The organism is Nitrospinota bacterium, from assembly GCA_029881495.1.
Lineage (GTDB): Bacteria > Nitrospinota_A > UBA7883 > JACRGQ01 > JACRGQ01 > JAOUMJ01.
In genome coordinates, this window is the sequence record JAOUMJ010000011.1 from 61,126 (window position 1) to 80,205 (window position 19,080).

At 46.5% G+C, this 19,080-nt stretch carries 22 protein-coding genes; 8 read left to right on the plus strand and 14 right to left on the minus strand.

The window, feature by feature from the left end; translation table 11 throughout:
- Nucleotides 1-7 precede the first annotated feature (7 nt).
- From OEY64_06635 to thiC, 11 genes are all read right to left on the minus strand, one after another.
- Nucleotides 8-172, minus strand: coding sequence for a rubredoxin (locus OEY64_06635; GenBank protein MDH5542624.1), 165 nt, complete (start codon nt 170-172; stop codon nt 8-10).
- A gap of 22 nt (nt 173-194) precedes the next feature.
- Nucleotides 195-428 (minus strand): manganese catalase family protein, encoded by a 234-nt coding sequence (locus OEY64_06640; GenBank protein MDH5542625.1) that lies wholly within the window; start codon nt 426-428, stop codon nt 195-197.
- Nucleotides 428-844: a hypothetical protein gene (locus tag OEY64_06645; GenBank protein ID MDH5542626.1), complete on the minus strand. Its 417-nt coding sequence runs from the start codon at nt 842-844 to the stop codon at nt 428-430. Before OEY64_06645 ends, OEY64_06640 begins: the two co-directional genes overlap by 1 nt.
- Nucleotides 845-974: 130 nt before the next feature.
- Nucleotides 975-2,699: a proline--tRNA ligase gene (locus OEY64_06650; protein ID MDH5542627.1), complete on the minus strand. Its 1,725-nt coding sequence runs from the start codon at nt 2,697-2,699 to the stop codon at nt 975-977.
- 105 nt (nt 2,700-2,804) lie between these two features.
- A complete protein-coding gene (gene ispG, locus OEY64_06655; protein MDH5542628.1) occupies nt 2,805-3,848 on the minus strand; it encodes a flavodoxin-dependent (E)-4-hydroxy-3-methylbut-2-enyl-diphosphate synthase in 1,044 nt (347 codons plus the stop codon).
- A gap of 44 nt (nt 3,849-3,892) precedes the next feature.
- Nucleotides 3,893-4,249: a 6-carboxytetrahydropterin synthase QueD gene (gene queD, locus OEY64_06660; protein MDH5542629.1), complete on the minus strand. Its 357-nt coding sequence runs from the start codon at nt 4,247-4,249 to the stop codon at nt 3,893-3,895.
- 7 nt (nt 4,250-4,256) lie between these two features.
- Nucleotides 4,257-5,717, minus strand: a complete 1,461-nt coding sequence (locus OEY64_06665) for an Hsp70 family protein (protein ID MDH5542630.1) — start codon at nt 5,715-5,717, stop codon at nt 4,257-4,259.
- A 103-nt stretch (nt 5,718-5,820) separates the two neighbouring features.
- Complete coding sequence (locus OEY64_06670; GenBank protein ID MDH5542631.1) at nt 5,821-6,156, minus strand: STAS domain-containing protein; 336 nt, start codon at nt 6,154-6,156, stop codon at nt 5,821-5,823.
- A gap of 160 nt (nt 6,157-6,316) precedes the next feature.
- Nucleotides 6,317-7,474, minus strand: coding sequence for a pyridoxal phosphate-dependent aminotransferase (locus OEY64_06675; protein MDH5542632.1), 1,158 nt, complete (start codon nt 7,472-7,474; stop codon nt 6,317-6,319).
- On the minus strand, nt 7,471-8,184 hold the full coding sequence (locus tag OEY64_06680; GenBank protein ID MDH5542633.1) for a 16S rRNA (uracil(1498)-N(3))-methyltransferase: 714 nt from the start codon (nt 8,182-8,184) through the stop codon (nt 7,471-7,473). The genes OEY64_06675 and OEY64_06680 overlap by 4 nt, the downstream gene beginning before the upstream one ends.
- Nucleotides 8,181-9,470, minus strand: a complete 1,290-nt coding sequence (thiC, locus tag OEY64_06685; protein MDH5542634.1) for a phosphomethylpyrimidine synthase ThiC — start codon at nt 9,468-9,470, stop codon at nt 8,181-8,183. The genes OEY64_06680 and thiC overlap by 4 nt, the downstream gene beginning before the upstream one ends.
- 499 nt (nt 9,471-9,969) lie before the next feature.
- Between thiC and OEY64_06690 the strand changes: the two genes are divergently transcribed.
- The 8 genes from OEY64_06690 (at nt 9,970) to OEY64_06725 (ending at nt 17,949) form a co-directional block, all read left to right on the plus strand.
- The gene (locus tag OEY64_06690) at nt 9,970-10,308 is read left to right on the plus strand and encodes a P-II family nitrogen regulator (GenBank protein ID MDH5542635.1); all 339 of its coding nucleotides are present in this window, start codon (nt 9,970-9,972) and stop codon (nt 10,306-10,308) included.
- Nucleotides 10,308-11,669 carry an ammonium transporter gene (amt, locus tag OEY64_06695; protein MDH5542636.1) on the plus strand — a complete coding sequence of 454 codons (1,362 nt, stop codon included), beginning with the start codon at nt 10,308-10,310 and terminating at the stop codon, nt 11,667-11,669. Before OEY64_06690 ends, amt begins: the two co-directional genes overlap by 1 nt.
- 214 nt (nt 11,670-11,883) lie before the next feature.
- Nucleotides 11,884-13,302, plus strand: coding sequence for a type I glutamate--ammonia ligase (gene glnA / locus OEY64_06700; protein ID MDH5542637.1), 1,419 nt, complete (start codon nt 11,884-11,886; stop codon nt 13,300-13,302).
- 125 nt (nt 13,303-13,427) lie between these two features.
- Nucleotides 13,428-13,802, plus strand: coding sequence for a response regulator (locus OEY64_06705; protein ID MDH5542638.1), 375 nt, complete (start codon nt 13,428-13,430; stop codon nt 13,800-13,802).
- 148 nt (nt 13,803-13,950) lie between these two features.
- A complete protein-coding gene (locus tag OEY64_06710; protein MDH5542639.1) occupies nt 13,951-14,589 on the plus strand; it encodes a DsbA family protein in 639 nt (212 codons plus the stop codon).
- A 386-nt stretch (nt 14,590-14,975) separates the two neighbouring features.
- Nucleotides 14,976-15,356, plus strand: coding sequence for a hypothetical protein (locus OEY64_06715; protein MDH5542640.1), 381 nt, complete (start codon nt 14,976-14,978; stop codon nt 15,354-15,356).
- Between the two features lie 228 nt (nt 15,357-15,584).
- Nucleotides 15,585-16,070, plus strand: a complete 486-nt coding sequence (locus OEY64_06720; protein ID MDH5542641.1) for a hypothetical protein — start codon at nt 15,585-15,587, stop codon at nt 16,068-16,070.
- Nucleotides 16,071-16,155: 85 nt separating this feature from the next.
- The gene (locus tag OEY64_06725) at nt 16,156-17,949 is read left to right on the plus strand and encodes a YgiQ family radical SAM protein (GenBank protein ID MDH5542642.1); all 1,794 of its coding nucleotides are present in this window, start codon (nt 16,156-16,158) and stop codon (nt 17,947-17,949) included.
- Here the strand turns inward: OEY64_06725 and OEY64_06730 are convergent.
- From OEY64_06730 to OEY64_06740, 3 genes are all read right to left on the minus strand, one after another.
- Nucleotides 17,946-18,278 (minus strand): hypothetical protein, encoded by a 333-nt coding sequence (locus OEY64_06730; GenBank protein ID MDH5542643.1) that lies wholly within the window; start codon nt 18,276-18,278, stop codon nt 17,946-17,948. The two genes, OEY64_06725 and OEY64_06730, sit on opposite strands and share 4 nt — an antisense overlap.
- Nucleotides 18,279-18,326: 48 nt before the next feature.
- Nucleotides 18,327-18,713 carry a P-II family nitrogen regulator gene (locus OEY64_06735; GenBank protein MDH5542644.1) on the minus strand — a complete coding sequence of 129 codons (387 nt, stop codon included), beginning with the start codon at nt 18,711-18,713 and terminating at the stop codon, nt 18,327-18,329.
- Between the two features lie 3 nt (nt 18,714-18,716).
- Nucleotides 18,717-19,080 (minus strand): DUF1538 domain-containing protein (locus OEY64_06740; GenBank protein ID MDH5542645.1); only part of this gene is annotated, 364 nt, incomplete at its 5' end.

A 19,080-nucleotide genomic window follows, 5' to 3' on the forward strand; every position in this document is an offset into this window, starting at 1 on the left:
GAAAATACTATGCAACTACCTTGGTAAAATCGCTTTTTGATACGCCGCAGGCGGGACAATACCAGTCGTCCGGTATGGATTCAAACGGCGTTCCAGCCTCCACACCACTGTCGGGGTCTCCAATTGCCGGGTCGTAAACCCATCCACATACGTTGCATACCCATTTTTCCATTAAACTATCTCCTAAATTTATGTTATTTTTTTTGCAACTCTGCTAGCTGTTCTTCAAGTGAGTTTAAAAGCCTCTCCAGCTGTTCCTGATGTGACTTTTCTTGTTTAGCCAGAAATAAAAACATCTCTTTGGATACGGGATCGGTGTACTGCTCATAAAGTTCCATGTAATATTCATGAGCCTCCACCTCGCGAGGAATGGCGATCACCAAGGCCTCGATCTTTCTCTCGATGTCCCTTATTTCCTTGCTAGACATTATATAAACTTACCTCCCAGATGCCCCAAGTAGGCTACGAACCCGCCGTTTAGAACGGATAAGGAAACGTACAGGTACCTCAACCCGTTTTCAGGTGTCGGTATCGACGGATCAATGAATCGCCATACCACCAATAAAATCGATAATACCACAAACGAAAGACCAAAAAGCCTTTTATGGTCGAAAATATGGGTAGATCTCCCGCTGAATCGGGTCTTCCAGTCAAAGATTCCCGAGAAAAACGTAACCGGGGCGCCTAAGGCAGCGAAGATAAAACAGTAAAATGATGCCGATTCATAGCTCTGCTTTCCTGCCACAATGTAGGAAAGGAGGAGTATCACACCGACGGGCCAAAGGGCGTTTGTAAAGTGGCTACCTATATGGTGGGTGTGTACGATCAACTTCTTACTTTGCATAATCCCGCTTTGTGATAATCATATTCAAGTTTATACGACGAACCATACTCAACTCGTTCATTATACACAAGAAATGGTTTGAATTACAAAATATGAAGGTTGAAGAGTTTTGTTTCATCTGCAAGGCTGTTCAACTCTGCAAAGATGAGGAAAGGTCTTTAAGTTTCTGCAAAACGTCCTCTTTTTTTATGTTGAGGCGTTCGCCGGTTTTGCGGATCTTCAGCTCGACCTCGCCGTTTTTTAGACCTTTTTCGCCTATAATAAGCTGTATCGGGATGCCGAGGAGGTCGGCATCCTTGAATTTCACCCCTGCGCGCTCGTCCCGGTCGTCATGAAGGATCTCAAAACCCTCCTTTTCCAGCATCTCCTCCATGTCATCGGCTGTCTTCACTATCTCCTCTTTCCGTACATCAAGTGGGAGCAGGGAGATATGGAAAGGCGCGATGGCGTATGGCCAGATGATGCCGTTATCGTCATGGTTCTGTTCGATGGATGCCGCGACCGTCCGCCCAACCCCTATGCCGTAAGTACCCATGACGATTATCTGCTCCTTGCCATCTTTATCAAGGTAGGTGGCCTTCATAGCTTCGCTATACTTTGTGCCGAGGCGGAATATATGCCCGACCTCTATTCCACGGTAAAAATCAAGCTTTGCCTCTTTGCACCTGGGACAGGAGTCTCCTTCAATGACCATTCGTATATCGCCGAAGATATCAGGCTTAAAGTCTCTCCCATGATTTACGTTAATGACGTGGTAATCATCCCGGTTCGCTCCCGAGATGCCGTTCCGAATCACTTTTACGGAGTTATCGGCGATGATTTTGCATTTTAAGCCTTGCGGACCGACAAATCCGGTTGACGCCCCGGCAAGAGTTTTTACCTTTTCCGAATCAGCCAGTTCGATCTCGTTCGCCTTGATAAGTTTTTTCAGCTTTATCTCATTGATATCGAAATCTCCGCGCACAAGTACGGCGCAAAGCTCTTCTCCACCATTTACAGAGTAGACGAGGGTCTTAATAAACTCCTTTGGACTCCGCTTCAGAAATGCAGAAACCTCCTCGATGGTTCGCTGTCCCGGTGTCTCCACTTCCGTAAGCGCCCCTTCTTTTTCAGCAGATTCATTTCCAGGAGGGGTATCGGATATTTCCGTCCTCTCGACATTGGAAGCGTAACCGCATTTCGGGCAGGAGACGATCAGGTCTTCCCCGGAATTTGCCAGAACCATGAATTCGTGCGAATCGGAACCCCCAATCTGACCGGTGTCGGCTTCCACAACACGGAATTTCAGCCCGGCCCGCCTGAATACTGCGGAATAGGCGTCATACATTTTCTGGTAGCTGACGGCGGCTGATCCCTCATCAATGTCAAAACTGTATCCGTCCTTCATGAGGAATTCGCGCGCTCTCATAACGCCGAAACGGGGTCTGATCTCGTCCCTGAATTTCGTCTGTATCTGGAAAAGGTTCAGCGGTAGCTGTTTGTAGGAGCGGACTTCACGCCTTACTAGGTCTGTCATAACCTCTTCATGCGTGGGGCCGTAGCAGAATTCGTTGTCGTGCCTATCCTTTATTCTAAGAAGCTCTTTCCCGTAGAAATCCCATCTGCCGGTCTCCTTCCAAAGATCAGATGGAATAAGGGAGGGGAGGAGGGTTTCTATCGCTCCTGCCGCGGTCAGCTCTTCGCGGATGATGTTCTCCATCTTTTTTAATGTTCTAAGTCCTACGGGGAGGAGACTGTAAACTCCGGCGGCCAACTTCCGTATCAGCCCGGCTCTTATCATCAGGCGATGGCTCGGTATCTCGGCGTCGGCTGGAACTTCCCTTACGGTGGGAGCAAAATACCGGCTTATCTTCATGCTACCCCTTTTATGGGAAAGGTTTTGTTAAACATCGTTAGGCATTATATGGCGAAAATGGGGTTTCGGAAATTTAAAAATCGATTCTTTTACCGGTAAACGGCGCTAAAGTTTATTTATCTCTTCCATTAGGGCGTTATAGAGGTTCTCTTCGGGCTCTTTCCTTATTATCTTCCCCCCTTTGAATATCACTCCGCAGCCGTCACCCCCGGCGATGCCGATATCGGCCTCCCTCGCTTCACCGGGGCCGTTTACGATGCACCCCATGATAGCGACCTTTATCGGCTTTTTGGTTTTTGCTATCTCGATCTCTGCTCTTCTGCTTATCTCTATCAGGTCGATCTCGCATCTCCCGCATGTAGGGCACGATATTACCTCGGGCGATATCCTTCGGATATCCAGCACCTTCAATATCTCAAAGCCTACTTTCACCTCAGTCACCGGATCCGCGGTAAGCGATACCCGTATCGTGTCGCCGATCCCTTCCTTCAGCAGTATCCCTATCCCGACAGCACTCTTGATAGTGCCAGAGAACTCGGAGCCTGCCTCCGAAATGCCGACATGGAGCGGGTAATCGACCTTTGCGGAAAGCTTCCTGTATGCCTCAACCGTCTTGTTTACGTCAGAAGCCTTGATCGAGACCTTTATCAGGTCGAAATTTAGTTCTTCGAGTATTGCTATATGTTCAAGCGCGCTTTCTACCATCGCTTCCACGGTGGGGCCGCCGTATTTGTCTATCTTTTCATTGGAGATCGATCCGGCGTTTACTCCGATCCGTATAGGGATGCTCCGTTCCTTTGCGGCTTTTACAACCTTTTCCACTCCCGCGCGTGACCCGATGTTTCCCGGGTTCAATCTAAGGCCGTCCGCGCCGGCTTCGATCGCCGCGAGCGCAAGCTGGTGTCTGAAATGAATGTCCGCAATAAGAGGGAGGGGACTTTCCTTTTTTACCGTTTTGAAAACTTCCGCTGCCTTTTCGTCCGGTACTGTGAGACGCACGATCTCACAGTTGGCTTCCTTCAGTTCATTAATCTGCTCAAGTATCGCCTTCGCATCGTGTGGGGGGCGGTTTACCATTGACTGCACGGAGATATCAGCCCCTCCGCCTATTGGCACGTTTCCGATATAGATGCGTTTAGTCTTTTTCATTTACCGTACATTCTACTTTATCAGGCCGGGTCTGTAATGAGGGGTTAGAAGTAGGAGGCAAAACTCTCATCTGTTTCATATACGGTGACCTTTGAAGGGAGCGCGGGGAGGTTGCCTGCAAGTTCGTCAAAGATCCATTTTGCCAGGTTTTCAGCGGTAGGATTCAGGTTGTCGAAAGGGGATATTTCGTTCAGCAGATGATGATCGAACCTGGAGATAATTTTCTTAAGCTCGCCTTCTGCAACGGCGAAGTCTATTACCATCCCTTTTCCATCCAGCTTTTCAGCGGCAAAAACGGCTTCGACCCGCCAGTTGTGCCCATGTAGGTTTTCGCATGGGCCTGAAAAATCGCGCAGGAAATGGGCCGAGGAGAATGATGCTTTTACACCTACCTCGTACATTGTCGACCTACCTTTTACCTGAAGAGGAATCTGGCTGGATAATCACAGATCGGGCCGCGCCTGTTTTCATATCCTTGGCGGAAACGCTCATAATGCCGTTTACGTTGACGTCGAACTGTACTTCTATCTGCGGCATTCCCATTGGTGCCTTCTCCACGTCCCCAAGGATGAACCTTCCGAGCTGTATGTTCTCTTTCGCGATATCCGAATTCCCCTGGAATATGCGCAATTCGACCTCGGTCTGGTCGTCGGCGATAGTGGAAAATATCTTTTTCTGCGTAGCTGGGATAGGCGTGTTCCGAGGAACTATAACCTCCGCCGCACCCCCTTCAATCTCGACGCCGAGCGCAAGAGGTGTGACATCCACGAGAACCTTGTTGGTAATCTGCCCGTTAATTATAGCCCCCTGAATGGATGCGCCAAGGGAAACGCACTCAATCGGGTTTATCCCGGCTTCTATCTTGCGTCCAAAATTTTCAATGATCATCTTGCGAATCACCGGGATCCTGGTGGAGCCCCCTACTAGAAGTATTCGGTCAATATCGTCCCTTTTTATACCGGCATCCTTGATCGTTCCGTGGGTAATTTCCATTAGGCGTTTTAAAATATCGGATAACATCATATTTAATGACTCAACGGTGATCTTCTGATCAAGATGGATAGGGCCATCCTGATTCGCCGTGATGAACGGAACGGACAGTCTGGCTTCCGGCGAGGTTGTGAGCATGAATTTTGTTTTTTCCGCTTCATCTTTCAGTTTTTGCAATGCCAGCTTGTCGCTTGCCAGGTCGATGTCGTTGGTTGTTTTAAACTCCGCGATAGCGAAATCGATTATCAGCCGGTCAATGTCATCCCCTCCGAGCGAATTGTCCCCCCCAGTGGCGAGCACTTCGAAAACGCCGTCAGCCATATTGAGAATGGAGACGTCGAATGTGCCGCCGCCGAAATCGAAGACAAGTATGTTCTGCTCCTCTTCGTTGTCGAGGCCGTATGACATCGCCGCGGCGGTAGGCTCGTTGATTATCCTCAATACTTCCAGCCCCGCAAGCCTCCCTATCTCCTGCACAGATTTCCGCTGTATCTGGTTGAAATAGGCGGGAACGGTGATAACAGCCTGGGTTATCTCCTGTTCGAGCGCGCTTTCAGCCTCCTCCTTGAGCCTTGAGACTATCATTGCCCCAAGCTGTTCGTGGGTGTAGGTTTTGCCATCTATTTTTATTATTTTTCCAGAGGTGAGATCGCGCTTGATGGAGCTGAATGTCCGTTCAGGATTCAGTACAGACTGCCTTTTCGCGTCCTCACCCACCAGGACTCCGCCTGTACGGGGGAAGCCGACAACGGAAGGGATATATTTTTTCCCTCCATAAAGGTGTATTAGGTATGGAAAGCCGTCTTTATAAATACCGATCTCGGAGGAGGTAGTTCCGAAATCAATACCGGCTACGAGGTTCTCTCTTGGTTTTGACATCACTGCTTAGTCTACAAAATTCATCCTGGAAAAGGGAGATTTCGGGCTTGCAGAAGCGCCATGGCAGACAGGAAACAGTATAAAGGGGTAGGGGGACAGTGAATTACAGGGCCTTTACGGCCTCATCCTCACTTTTAAAGACTTTAAACAGCCGGGTCAAACCTACCGTTTCAAGTACGTTTTCGACAGATTCATTCGGTCCAATAAGTCCAAACTTCCCCTTCTTGGACAATACCGATTTATAAACTGAAACAATGAACCCCACGCCAGCTGAGTCGATAATACCTACGTTTTCAAGGTTGATGGCAAATTTTTGGGTATCAGAGCTGTCTATTTGACCTTTTATGATCTCCCTTATCTCGCTGAGATAATTAAAGACAATATCCCCTTCCACGGTAAAAATACTCAAATCTCCAAGAACCTTTGATTCACATTTCATTTTTTTATTTATCCTGCAATTAGATATTAAAACTGTTTACCAGAGAACATTTACTCTATTTTCGAATCCCCTGCGGTTCACACATTATATCCAAATTTTGTTCTTGAATTCAATAATCAAAATTCAGAATTTTCAATATGATAAAATCGCGAAAATCCTTTCAGGCGTGTTTACCAGACATAAGAACAAAACGTTTAAGTCTCCGTATCCCTTCCAGTATATTTTTCGGGTCTGTCGTATAGCTGAAGCGAAGATATCCTTCGCCAGAGGCTCCGAAGTCTATCCCGGGGGTGACCGCAACCCCTGTTTCATTTAATATCCTGAAAGCGAGCTTGAGAGAATCTTTTGAGAGGAAGCGGCAGGAGACGAAGAGGTAGAAAGCCCCCTCCGGCTCATAGGTAACCTTAAATCCTGATTCGCGCAACCCTTCCATCAGGATATTCCTCCTTTTCATGTATTCCAAGCGCATTTTTTCCGCGTCCTTCAAACCCGTCGCAAGCGCGGCGATGGCGGCATCCTGTGCTATTGAGTTGGGAGATATCTGAAAGTTCTGTTGAACCTTCTGCATTGGCCTTATAAATTCCATCGGGGCGATGACATATCCTATCCGCCATCCTGTCATGGCGAATCTCTTGGAGAAACCGCCAAGCACAAATGCGTTGTCGGTATATTCCAGAATTGTGTGTGCTTTTTCACCGTATGTGAGGCCATGGTAAATTTCATCCGATACGATGATGGGATCCAGTTTGGCGAGCTCCTTCATGATCTTTGGCGTCATCACCGCGCCGGTAGGATTGGAAGGTGAATTTATCAGTATCGCTTTAGTTTTAGGGGTGATTTTCTCCTTCACTCTGGCAGGGGAGAGCTGGAAACCTTCTTTCTCGAGAAGTTTTACATATGTTGGCTTCCCTCCGAGGAAGGTAATATAGTTCGGATAACATGAGTAGTGAGGAGTGCCTAGAATTACTTTGTCCCCTTTGTTGACCAACGCGGCAAAGGTGAGTAGGAGCCCGGCGGAAGAGCCGTTGGAAACAATCACCTGTTCAGGCGCGATGGTAATTCCGTACTCTTTCCGATAGAATTTGCATATCTCCTTCCGCAGTTCAATTGTTCCCATTGAATGCGTATACCTTGTATGTCCTTTTTTTATTGCATCGATCCCGGCCCGGCTGACCGGAGCCGGGGTTTTAAATTCGGGTTCGCCAACCTCGAAGTGGACGATATTCCTCCCTTTCTTTTCCAACTCTTTGGCCGCTTCAAGTATGTCCATCACCTTGAAGGAGGAAATTTCGGTAGACCTTCTGGATGCCTTGGTCATTGCGAGATCCTGCCGAAATGGAAATTGAGGATCGATAGCATGGCAATGGCTGCGGTTTCTGTGCGGAGAACCAAACTCCCAAGTCCAGCCGAAATGAATCCAGCCTTCCTTAGTTTTTCGACCTCCTTGTCAGAAAGACCTGCCGGGGGGCCGATAAGCGCCAAAACGGTTTCGGAATATTTTGCTCCATCAAGTACACTTTTCAGGTCGTTCTCTCTTTCCCCCTCCCAGAGCACTATCTTCAATCCTGCTTCCGGGAGTTCTTCCAGCGAAACCGCTGATATCTCCATAGCATCAGCCCTGCCGCACTGCTTGAGCGCCTCGTGAGCCACCTTTTCAAGCCTGGTCATCTTTTGCGGGGAAAGGGCGGGGGAGATTGAGCGCTCCGCGGCAAAGAGGAAGATCCTGTTGCATCCCAGCTCTACCCCTTTCTGCACTACGATCTCCATTACAGACGGTTTGCTTATCCCGAGAGCAAGGGAAATTTCAGGTTTTCCCTGCGGATTAATTTGTACCTCGCCAATAGGGGTTACCAATACCGAGTTTTCGCTTATTCTGTCGACAACCGCGTCGAAGACCTTCCCATCCTGTGAGGAAATTTTCAGTCTATCGCCCGATTTTTTCCTCAATACCGTGATGATGTGTTTTGCATCACTGCCGGATATGACCGCTTCCCCCTCAGAAAGAGCTTTTACCGGCCAGATCCTCATTTGTAAGTTTCTTTGAGGTCCCCATACTTGATGGCGCATAGGGCGCTACACATGGTGCAGGTATCTTCATCACTTTCAGGAGCTGAGCCTTTTCGGAAATCGGACGCCTTTTTAGGGTCAATAGCCTCGGCTATCTGGGTCTGCCAGTCCAGCTTCTTTCTGGCCCGCGCCATTCTGTTGTCCCATTCGATCTGTCCATTGCCCAGCTTGCAGATATCGGCGGCATGAGCTGCTATCCGGGCCGCTATCACCCCTTCACGGATATCATCGGCTGTAGGGAGCCGTAGATGTTCAGAAGGGGTAACAACGCAAAGGAAATCGGCCCCAGCCCTCGCGGCAATGGCGCCGCCAATAGCGGCGGTAATATGATCGTATCCGGGGGCGACATCGGTAACAAGCGGTCCCAGGACATAGAACGGGGCGTTATTGCAAAGCCTCTTCATTAGGATCATGTTAGCTTCTATCTGGTCCATCGGCATATGGCCGGGGCCTTCAATCATTACCTGAACACCCGCTTTTTTTGCCCTGGATGCGAGTTCGCCGAGCACGATCGTCTCCTGAACCTGCCCCCGATCCGTTGCATCCGAAAGACAGCCCGGCCTCAAACCGTCACCAAGTGAGAGGGTCATATCGTACTCTCTGGCAATATCGAGGAGGCGGTCGAAATGTTCAAAAAGTGGGTTTTCTTCACCGGTATATTTCATCCACTTGGTGGTAATGGCCCCGCCGCGGCTGACGATATCCAGGATTCGCCCTTCCTTTTCGATCCTTGAGACAGATTCCCTCGTTACTCCGCAATGAACCGTGATGTAGTCGACGCCGTCTTTCCCATGCTGTTCGATAGTATCGAAAATGTGTTCAGCGGTCATATCGCCAAGGAGGCTGTCACCTTTTATGTTTTCACAAACAGCCTGATATATCGGGACAGTTCCGAGCGGGACAGGTGCGTTTTCGATAATCGTCTGCCTGATATGGCGTATATCACCACCGGTTGACAGGTCCATAACCGTGCTGGCGCCGGCATCCACCGCTACGCGCAGTTTTTCGAGTTCATCCTGAAGGCTTTGTTCGTCGACCGATGTTCCTAGGTTCGCATTGGTCTTTGTACTCATTTTTCTACCAATACCAATAGCTCGGAAACTCCGTTTATTATTGAACGGTATTACCACAGAACCATCTTCCACCAGTTGGCGCACCTCTTCCAGGGATAGCTTTTCATCTAATGCTACCTGCTCCATTTGCGGGGTTATTTTTTTGTTTCTTGCCGCTTCCAACTGCGTTGCCATCGCTACTCCTTAATTTATTTGCTTGAATTATATACTAATGATAATCGCACAATTAAAATTCGAATACCTCAATTTTATTTGGATGATAGAGAAATCGCTTATTTACAGCTTTTTCAATTGAATTTCCAGTTCTGCGATCATCTGTGGCGTATTACCGGGAGCCGGGAAGCTTTCGAAACGTGTAAATATTGATGCGTTGCATCTAAATTTTGAGTATTCTTATCTTGGAAATACCGCTTTTCAAACCAGAAAAAGAGCAAATCCAGTCCGCCAGCAAATGACATGTTGCTTAATTTACAGGCATTCAAAAACATGCAATGCTTAAATGAAAGGCATATTGTTGGTAACGGAAATGAATAGTCATGATAATACAATGCCTTGAAAAAGGCATCCAAGTTGCTTATTGATATATTCAAATATGGGCGTTCAATAGCTGAAAAACGATGATATTCAATGCAATTACGCACAAGTTGCTCCAAAAGACAGGGGGGATTGGAAAATGAAAAAGATTGAGGCGATTGTGAAACCTTTCAAACTGGGAGAGGTGAAGGAAAAGCTTATTGAGATCGGCGTTCAGGGGATGACTGTAACCGAGGTAAAGGGGTTTGGAAGACAAAAGGGGCATACTGAGCTCTATCGCGGCACGGAGTACAACATTGATTTTCTTCCGAAGGTAAAACTTGAAATAGTGATCCCTGACGAATTGGCTGAAAAGGTAATCGAGGTCGTCATCGATGGAGCTCGTACCGGTCAAATCGGGGATGGGAAGATATTTATCAGCAATATTGAAGAGATAGTAAGAATAAGAACCGGGGAGCGCGGGAAGGAGGCTATCTAATGTTATATAGAATAGGCAAATCAACTCTGTCTGCATTTATTGTAGTTCTTTCTCTTTCTTCAATCACAAACGCCGGTGAAGTAACAGTTACCGAACTTAAGGTGATAAGCGATACGCTTTGGGTACTTATTGCCGGGGTGCTGGTATTTTTCATGAACACCGGTTTCGCGATGATCGAATCGGGCCTTTGCCGGGCAAAGAACACGGTGAACATACTTTCAAAAAACGTAATTGTTTTTGCGGTTGCATCTGTGGTTTTTTGGGCTGTCGGTTTTTCAATAATGTTTGGAGACGGGAACGTATTATTCGGGAGTAACGGATTCTTTCTGGCCGGGGCCGATAACTCTCCGATGACTGGAGAGGAATATCGTGGAGTCTATAGCTCGATCTCCTGGGCAGCAGTGCCGTTAACCGCAAAATATTTCTTTCAAATGGTATTTGCGGCCACAGCGGCAACGATCGTCTCAGGCGCTGTAGCAGAGAGGATCAAGTACCTCTCGTTTTTCATATTTTCCATTCTCCTTGTTGGAATTATTTATCCAATAACCGGACACTGGACCTGGGGTGGAGGTTTTTTATCCGAACTTGGGTTTGTAGATTTTGCAGGTTCTACTGTTGTCCACTCTGTAGGCGGGTGGGCCGCGCTTACTGGCGCGATTATTTTAGGCGCCAGGAAGGGTAAATTCAGCAGGGATGGTATTCCTCTTCCGCTTCCAGGACACAACATGGGATTTGCGACTGTTGGAATGTTCATCCTTTGGCTTGGATGGTTCGGTTTTAATCCCGGCTCCACAATGGCCGCGGATCCAGAGGCGATCTCCCTGATCATGATAAATACGAATCTTGCGGCAGGAACAGGTGTCCTTATGGCATCGCTAGTTTCAATACTGAAGATCGGGAAGCCGGATCTTTCCATGGCTTTGAATGGAGCTCTTGCCGGGCTCGTGTCGATTACTGCCGGATGCGACGGAGTATCGCCGTTCGCGGCTGTTTTGATAGGGAGCATCGCGGGGATTTTGGTTGTCTACTCAATACTTTTTTTCGACAAGTTGAAAATCGACGATCCGGTAGGTGCCGTCTCTGTGCATTTGGTGAACGGCGCCTGGGGTACCTTGGCTGTCGGATTATTCAACGTCGGGTCCGGCCTGTTTTACGGCGGCGGACTAAAACAAATACTGATCCAAATAGCGGGCATTGGAATTATCGGCCTCTTCGTTGTAATACTCAGCTCCCTGATATGGATTTTAATTAAGAAAACAATCGGCCTCAGGGTTGGTGATGAGGAGGAATCCATCGGGTTGGATATTGGAGAGCATGGCATGGAAGCCTATCCGGATTTTTCCAGAAGGTCGGTAATATGAGGCGGAATGATTTAGCCTCATCTATCTCTGTCCGGGGGAGGTGGCATGTTAACGGCTATTGGTTTAAAGAATATTACGAAAAACAGTTTATGCAGATACTTGATTTTAATCAGAATAAGAGGAGGTAAGGGATACCCGAATATTATTTGATTGTGTTGTGCGAAGGTATAAAGTAAATTTACATTTTTTAAATTGAGTTTTTAGGAGAAATAGGATGGGGATGACAGGCAAGGATGTAGTCAAGTTTATCAAGGACAATGACGTAAAAACGGTCGATTTCAAGTTCATGGATTTTATCGGCCTCTGGCAGCATACAAGCTTCCCGGCATCGCATGTCGATGCGGATATGCTTGAGGAAGGGCACGGATTCGATGGTTCATCAATACGTGGGTGGCAGCCGATTCACGCATCGGACATGATGCTTGTGCCGGATACCAATACTATGATCATTGATCCGTTCTTCGATAGGAAAACAATAAGTCTGATCTGTAATATAGTCGACCCGATTACAAGGGAAGGTTACTCAAGGGATCCACGCTACATTGCGCAGAAAGCGGAAGCGTATTTGAAATCAACAGGCATTGGCGATACGGTGTTCATTGGGCCTGAGGCAGAGTTCTTTATTTTCGACGACATCAGATACAGCACTGCCCCTGGACACTCCTTCTTTCATCTTGAGTCGGTAGAGGCTCAATGGAACACCGGCAGGGATGAAAAACCTAACCTGGGATACAAACCGAGATATAAAGAGGGCTATTTCCCAGTTCCTCCGACAGATTCAACAGTGAACCTGAGGAATGAAATGGTTCAGGTGATGGAAGAGTGCGGCATTAAAGTTGAGTGTCAGCATCATGAGGTTGCTACAGCAGGCCAAGGGGAAATTGACATGAGGTTTGCACCATTGGTTGAGATGGGAGACAAGCTGAATCTCTTTAAATACATAATTAAGAATGTAGCTCGAAGGAATAACAGAACTGTCACTTTCATGCCGAAACCGATACTCAATGATAATGGATCGGGAATGCATGTTCACCAATCGATCTGGAAGGACGGAAAACCTCTCTTTGCGGGGAACGGTTATGGCGGTATGAGCGATACGGCCTTATACTACATCGGTGGTATTTTGAAACATGCCAAAGCTCTTGCGGCGCTGTGTGCGCCAACCACGAACTCCTACAAGAGACTCGTTCCCGGCTTTGAAGCCCCTGTGAATCTGGCTTATTCCAGCAGAAACCGCTCGGCATCAATAAGGATTCCCATGTATTCAAACAGCCCAAAAGCGAAGAGGATAGAGGTCAGGTTCCCGGATCCATCCTGCAATCCTTACCTCGCCTTTACAGCAATGTTAATGGCTGGTCTTGACGGCATTCAGAATAAAATTGACCCTGGTGAGCCTCTTGATAAGGATATATACGGACTCTCTCCTGAAGAGCTTTCGGAGATTCCGGCACTTCCAGGTTCACTCGGCGATGCGCTGAACGAACTGGAGGAAGATCATGAGTTTCTTCTCAAGGGTGACGTGTTCACTGACGATGTTATTGAAACCTGGATCGATTATAAGCGTCAAAAAGAGGTAAAGCCGGTAAATATGGCTCCAAATCCGGTTGAGTTCGCTCTTTATTACGATATTTGATTCTTTGAAATATCCCGTTCCGGCAAAACCGGGACGGGATATTTTCATAAAACTTTTTTCTATGTTAGTTTAGAAGCAATAAAATGAATTTGCCTAAAATCCAAATGGGGATATTTTCAAAATAAATGCTCAAAATAATTCTCTGCGAAGACGACCCTCTGCTACGCAAGACTTTGAAAGAATTCCTCAATTCACTTGGGCACGAGGTTATTGAAGCGGTAGATGGCACGGAGGCGCTGGATTTTCTGGCCAGCCAGAGTGTGGATATGATAGTTAGCGATATTCATATGCCGTCAATGGGAGGAATGGCATTGCTGGAAAAATTAAGATCCGATAAGAATATGGTACCTTTTATATTGATGACAGGAAAACCGGAAATCGAATCTTTCTTAAAAGGGATGCACAATTTTGGCGCTTTTGATTATATTCAGAAACCATTTGATTTCGATCTTCTTGTCAAAATGATTGGAAGACTGGAAAATAAAAATCACATTCATTGAAAAGGTGGGCTATTTGAAACAGCAACTGTTTTTTCTTCTTCTGGTGTTATCCTTTTTCTCCTGTAATACCCAAACATCCCAAAAGGGAGCAAGCAGAGATGAGATTGCGTCTATTCTTAAAGAGAATCCGGAAATTATATTAGACGCAATGAAGGGGCGAGAGATTGAATTGTTTGAAATTGCCCAAAAAGGGGCGATAGAAAAACAACAGCTAGAAACTCAAAAAAGAAGAAACGCTGAATTGAAAAATCCAAAAGTCCCTTTTATCGAGGAAGGGCGGCTATTTCGGGGAAAGCAGGGGGCGAAAGTTACAATCGTAGAATATTCCGATTTTGAATGTCCGTTTTGCGCCAAGGGAGCAATGACGGTAAAAGCGGTTCTTGAAAAATACGGCGACAATATAAGGTTTGTGTATAAGCACAATCCTCTCTCGTTCCATAAACAGGCTTTGCCGGCCGCTATGTATTTTGAGGCAATAGGAATGCAGAGCCAGGAGGAAGCGTGGAAGTTTCACGATATGATCTTCAGTAATCAGGATCTGCTTAAAAACGGCGAATCAGGCTTTCAAAAATTGATTTCACGTTTGAAAATCGATAAAGAAAAATTGAAAAACGATTACAACGGGAAAGCCGTTGCAGGGATAATATCAAGTGATATGGCGGAGGCAAAGAAGTTCGGCTTTGGCGGCACGCCAACATTTTTGGTAAATGGCATCACTATAACAGGAGCTCAACCTGAGGGAAATTTCGCGGAAATCATAGATTTTCTGCTCAAGGAAAGCATGTAAATTACTGTTTATCAGCTCAACATTAGTCAAATAAAGCATAATTTATTATCTTGAATATTTCATAAAAAAAATATATTATTTGTCCAAGTGGGAACGCGTACGGCAGAATTAAAATGCCGCGAAAAGATAGGATACCTTGGCCGTTTAAAGTGGAAATGCCAGGTATCGGAAAATTTTAGTATGGTATTATGTTAACTTATGGTTGAATAATACTGTGCTGAGTTGTAAAGGCAAACCTAAATTACTCCGCTTTACCGGTTTGTAAACCGGAAATGGAGAAAATAGGAGTCAAGCTACGGACAAGTTGAGAAGGCATGCAATTGGTGTAATGTGGTGATGCAAAATAAATTAATAACATTGCAACTATTTTATAAAAGGAGTTGGTCATGGCGCAAACATTCAAAGACAGACTAAAGATATTAATGCAAGGGGAGCGCCCTTATACTTGGTCAAAAAAAGTTGGGATTGAAAAAGGGCTTTTCCAGTACTACTGGCAAAAGGGGAAGATTCCGACATATGAAAATCTTTTGAAAATTCAAAGGTATTCAGGTTGTTCCCTTGACTGGCTCCTGACAGGGAGAAACGTAGCATTTGACAAGGTCGACAATTTGCCAATGGTAAGCGAAAAGACCCCAAAATACGGCGCAAGAAACCTAAGATTGTCTACTGTAATATCCAAGATCAGAGATATTTACAGCAAAAAAACTGATAAAGATATAGAGGTTTTTGAATACATGGTGAATGCGGTTCTTACCAAAAAATCGTAAACCGAACCCGCTATCAGCTGATATTATAGTTCCTTGTTGATAGCGGGTTTTTACGTTTTGCCATCATCATGAAGCGGTTTGGCGGAGACATTTAGATACATGTATTTGGAAATGGTACACATATAAGTGTTGAAGGTTGCAAAAATGATGCTATCATTAATTGTTGTCATGCGTTTTGCATGCTAGTACAATGTTAACTTAATATTGATATAGAAGATGACAAAAAAAATGGTTAAAATTGAGATGGCGAATTCACGATTCGTCCGTACCGAATTGAAAGATCACGCCTCTGAGTTCATTCACTACGCAAAATACGCCGGCTACATGCTAGGGAGTTTTAATAAGCATCTGGCTTTGGCGAAAATATATCCGCTAAAACCCGAAATTGCCGAAAGAAATCACAGGCTGATAATTGAAACGACACTTGCCAATGCCAAAATTCTGTTTCAGATAACCCAGATCTACCCCTCCTTTAAAAACTGGATGATAAAACCGATTACTCCTGGTGTTGAGCTTGGACATGCGCTTAGAAAAAAACTGATACAGCAGGCCTTGGCTGAAAATGCTGAACCCAAGCCTAAAAGCGCCAAGACTACAGCAAAAAAGAATGTCGTGGCAAAACCTAAAACTGCAAAAAAGAGTTCCAAAACGGTAAAGAAAAGCGTTAAAAAGAGCGTTGCGAAAAAAGCGAAAGTCAAAATAAAGAAAAAATAATATCTGGAACCGCCACTTACCAAGCCCGATTCAAAATTTGAAATTCTGCTGTTCTCTGTAATCAGCGCCGTCATCTATGAAAAATATGCAAATTAGATCAATAAAAGACGTATTTCTCCCGACCACCAGTGAAGAGGCGTCTCAAAGAGGGTGGAATTCAATAGACATCCTGTTAATAACAGGAGATGCCTATGTGGATCATCCTAGTTTCGGTATTCCGTTGATTGGGAGATGGCTGGAACGTCTTGGATATCGGGTCGGAATCGTAGCCAGGCCTCGAACTGATACTGTCGAAGATTTCAAGCGTTTCGGACGCCCCACACTCTTTATAGGGATCTCATCCGGCGCCGTGGACAGCATGTTGAACAACTATACGGCAAACAAGAAAACGAGAAGCGACGACCAGTACGCCCCTGGAGGGAAAGGGGGTGGCAGGCCTGATTATGCGGTTTCGGTATATACAGAACTCGCAAGGAGAGCCTTTCCAGATACACCTATTTTATTGGGTGGCGTAGAGGCAAGCTTGAGAAGGATCGCTCACTACGATTACTGGATGAACAAAGTGCGCCCATCAATCCTGAAAAGCGCTGACGCAGACCTTCTTGTGTACGGCCAGGGAGAAAAAACCGTAACCGAGATTGCGGAAATTTTAAGTAAGTCTGCCGATGAAACCGGATACGTTTCTCGAGGCGGTAATCTTTATAGAAAAGCTATTGAGAAAATCCAGGAGTTGAGAGGCGTTGCATACGTAACCACTAAGGAGGCGGCACGGGAGCTGGAACCCCGGCTTACTCTCCCTTCGTTCAAGGAGGTAGCCAACGATAAAAAGAAGTTCGCGCGAGCGGCATATTTCGTTGAGCTTGAGGCGAGCCCGTATAACGGCAAGAGGTTGGTGCAGTATCACGGCGATTCTGCCGTAGTAGTAAATCAGGCGCAGCTGCCGATATCCACGGAGGAGTTCGACTCAATATACACGTTGCCTTTTACGCGCGAACAGCATCCATCCTATACGGAGAAGATTCCAGCAGGGGAGATGATAAAATTCTCTATCGCATCAAACAGGGGATGTTTTGGGGGGTGCAGTTTTTGCGCCATCACACTCCATCACGGAAGGATAGTCTCTTCACGCTCGGAAAAGAGCATACTTCAAGAGCTGGAATCTTTAAATTCGGTGAATGGATATCGAGGTCAGATCAGCGATATCGGCGGTCCGACCGCGAATATGTATCGGCTCGACTGCGTGAGCAAGGAGATACAATCGGTGTGCAGAAAAATGTCATGCGTTTTCCCAACAATATGTCCTCATCTGGTTACCGATCATACCCCACAGGTGAAACTGCTTGAGAAATCCCGCAAGGTGCCAGGCGTTAAAAAGATATCTATCGGTTCAGGTGTGCGATACGACATAGCTTTCGCGGATAGGAAGTCAGGTGAGAAGTATCTGAACGACCTTATAAAACACCATGTAGGTGGTCAATTGAAGATTGCTCCCGAACATGTCGATGATGAAGTCCTGTATCTTATGAAAAAGCCGAGGATGGAGGAGTTTGAAAAGTTTGTGGAATTTTTCAAAAGATCAACGCAGGAAGCCGGGAAAGAACAGTACATAATCCCTTATTTCATCAGCGGTTTTCCAGGTTCTACACACGGAAAGATGAAAAAGGTGCATGATTTTCTGACGGCGAGGCGGTGGAACGTTCAACAGGTGCAGGCATTTATACCAACCCCTATGACATTGGCTACGGCGATGTACTGGTCTGAAATGGATCCTAAGACACGAAAGAGCCTCTGGGTTGCCCGTGAATATAAAGACAGGAAAGAACAGCAGGATCTGCTTCAGCCGTGGAAAGAGAGAGCACGAAAGAAGGGGAGGGGCTAGAACTTTTCTTCGGCGATATCTGGAAGCAAAAACCTGCTCGATTTTCTCAGGTTCATCTGGTACATGAAGCCGGATGATACAGCGCCGATATCAGCTTCATGATAGATGAATTCAAATATCTCGTCAGCGCGGCTTTCATCCACTACGATGGAAATAATCTCCACTTCGATCTCGGACTGGAGGGTCGATCTTTTTGTGCCGCTTCCGCGGCCGTTCCATACGTTGGTGGAATCTATCCCTTTATCCCTGTGAAGCTTCTTCTCAATATCGACCGCTTTCCCTTTTGGGAGAATGCAGGTGATAAGCTTGCATTTCGAAAGAATATCCATCTTCAGATAGCCTTTATACTATCCTGATGCAGAGCGCATTTGGAAGGTTTACCCACGTCTTTCCTTTTCCTCTTTTTCGCGTTTCAATTTCTCCAGAATGACCTGCGGTATGTAGGTCGCCGCTTTTTCCAGTTGCGTGATATAGATGATTCCCATCCCGGGAGTATCCAGATTGCCTGCCAGATACATTGCCTCGAATATCCTTTCCACCTGTTCGGAAGAGACGACGATCTCAATTATCTCCTTGCCAACTTCAACGGCGACACCAAGCACCCCGAGCCTCTCGCGGACACCCATACCCCTTCCGTAATGCACTGTGGCCCCCTGTGCGCCAGCGCTACGTGCGGCGGTAATTATACTGTCCGCCAACCCTTTCTGAACAATGCAGGTTATGAGGGCGACGTCTGTAAGAACAGTTATCTCTCGTTTATTCATGACTTAATATGCCTCCGCTTGGGCGTTTATGAGCCTGGTCTCCTGGCTGGTTTTTCTGGTCCACTGAACCAAAATCCCGGTAAACAATACTGAAAGAATCGGACATATGGAAGCCATCGAAAGAATGCCAAATCCTTCGGTGGCGTCCATGGCGTTTCCGAATCCAAGGCCGAGAGCCAGAACCAGCGGGACGGTTATCGGACCGGTGGTTACCCCTGCGCTGTCCCATGCGATGTTAACAAATTCTTCTGTTGAAAAATAGGTGAGCACAAGAGCGAGAGCGTAGCTTGGAAGGAGCATATAGGCCAGCGGGATTTGGTATATGAGCTTCAATACGCCGAGCGAGATTCCAAAGCCGACGCCTATC

Bases quoted from the DNA above. Each gene is read 5' to 3' on its own strand.
- OEY64_06635 (MDH5542624.1), bottom strand. From the start codon at position 172: ATGGAAAAATGGGTATGCAACGTATGTGGATGGGTTTACGACCCGGCA.
- OEY64_06640 (MDH5542625.1), bottom strand. From the start codon at position 428: ATGTCTAGCAAGGAAATAAGGGACATCGAGAGAAAGATCGAGGCCTTG.
- OEY64_06645 (MDH5542626.1), bottom strand. From the start codon at position 844: ATGCAAAGTAAGAAGTTGATCGTACACACCCACCATATAGGTAGCCAC.
- OEY64_06650 (MDH5542627.1), bottom strand. From the start codon at position 2,699: ATGAAGATAAGCCGGTATTTTGCTCCCACCGTAAGGGAAGTTCCAGCC.
- ispG (MDH5542628.1), bottom strand. From the start codon at position 3,848: ATGAAAAAGACTAAACGCATCTATATCGGAAACGTGCCAATAGGCGGA.
- queD (MDH5542629.1), bottom strand. From the start codon at position 4,249: ATGTACGAGGTAGGTGTAAAAGCATCATTCTCCTCGGCCCATTTCCTG.
- OEY64_06665 (MDH5542630.1), bottom strand. From the start codon at position 5,717: ATGTCAAAACCAAGAGAGAACCTCGTAGCCGGTATTGATTTCGGAACT.
- OEY64_06670 (MDH5542631.1), bottom strand. From the start codon at position 6,156: ATGAAATGTGAATCAAAGGTTCTTGGAGATTTGAGTATTTTTACCGTG.
- OEY64_06675 (MDH5542632.1), bottom strand. From the start codon at position 7,474: ATGACCAAGGCATCCAGAAGGTCTACCGAAATTTCCTCCTTCAAGGTG.
- OEY64_06680 (MDH5542633.1), bottom strand. From the start codon at position 8,184: ATGAGGATCTGGCCGGTAAAAGCTCTTTCTGAGGGGGAAGCGGTCATA.
- thiC (MDH5542634.1), bottom strand. From the start codon at position 9,470: ATGGCAACGCAGTTGGAAGCGGCAAGAAACAAAAAAATAACCCCGCAA.
- OEY64_06690 (MDH5542635.1), top strand. From the start codon at position 9,970: ATGAAAAAGATTGAGGCGATTGTGAAACCTTTCAAACTGGGAGAGGTG.
- amt (MDH5542636.1), top strand. From the start codon at position 10,308: ATGTTATATAGAATAGGCAAATCAACTCTGTCTGCATTTATTGTAGTT.
- glnA (MDH5542637.1), top strand. From the start codon at position 11,884: ATGGGGATGACAGGCAAGGATGTAGTCAAGTTTATCAAGGACAATGAC.
- OEY64_06705 (MDH5542638.1), top strand. From the start codon at position 13,428: ATGCTCAAAATAATTCTCTGCGAAGACGACCCTCTGCTACGCAAGACT.
- OEY64_06710 (MDH5542639.1), top strand. From the start codon at position 13,951: ATGAAGGGGCGAGAGATTGAATTGTTTGAAATTGCCCAAAAAGGGGCG.
- OEY64_06715 (MDH5542640.1), top strand. From the start codon at position 14,976: ATGGCGCAAACATTCAAAGACAGACTAAAGATATTAATGCAAGGGGAG.
- OEY64_06720 (MDH5542641.1), top strand. From the start codon at position 15,585: ATGGTTAAAATTGAGATGGCGAATTCACGATTCGTCCGTACCGAATTG.
- OEY64_06725 (MDH5542642.1), top strand. From the start codon at position 16,156: ATGCAAATTAGATCAATAAAAGACGTATTTCTCCCGACCACCAGTGAA.
- OEY64_06730 (MDH5542643.1), bottom strand. From the start codon at position 18,278: ATGGATATTCTTTCGAAATGCAAGCTTATCACCTGCATTCTCCCAAAA.
- OEY64_06735 (MDH5542644.1), bottom strand. From the start codon at position 18,713: ATGAATAAACGAGAGATAACTGTTCTTACAGACGTCGCCCTCATAACC.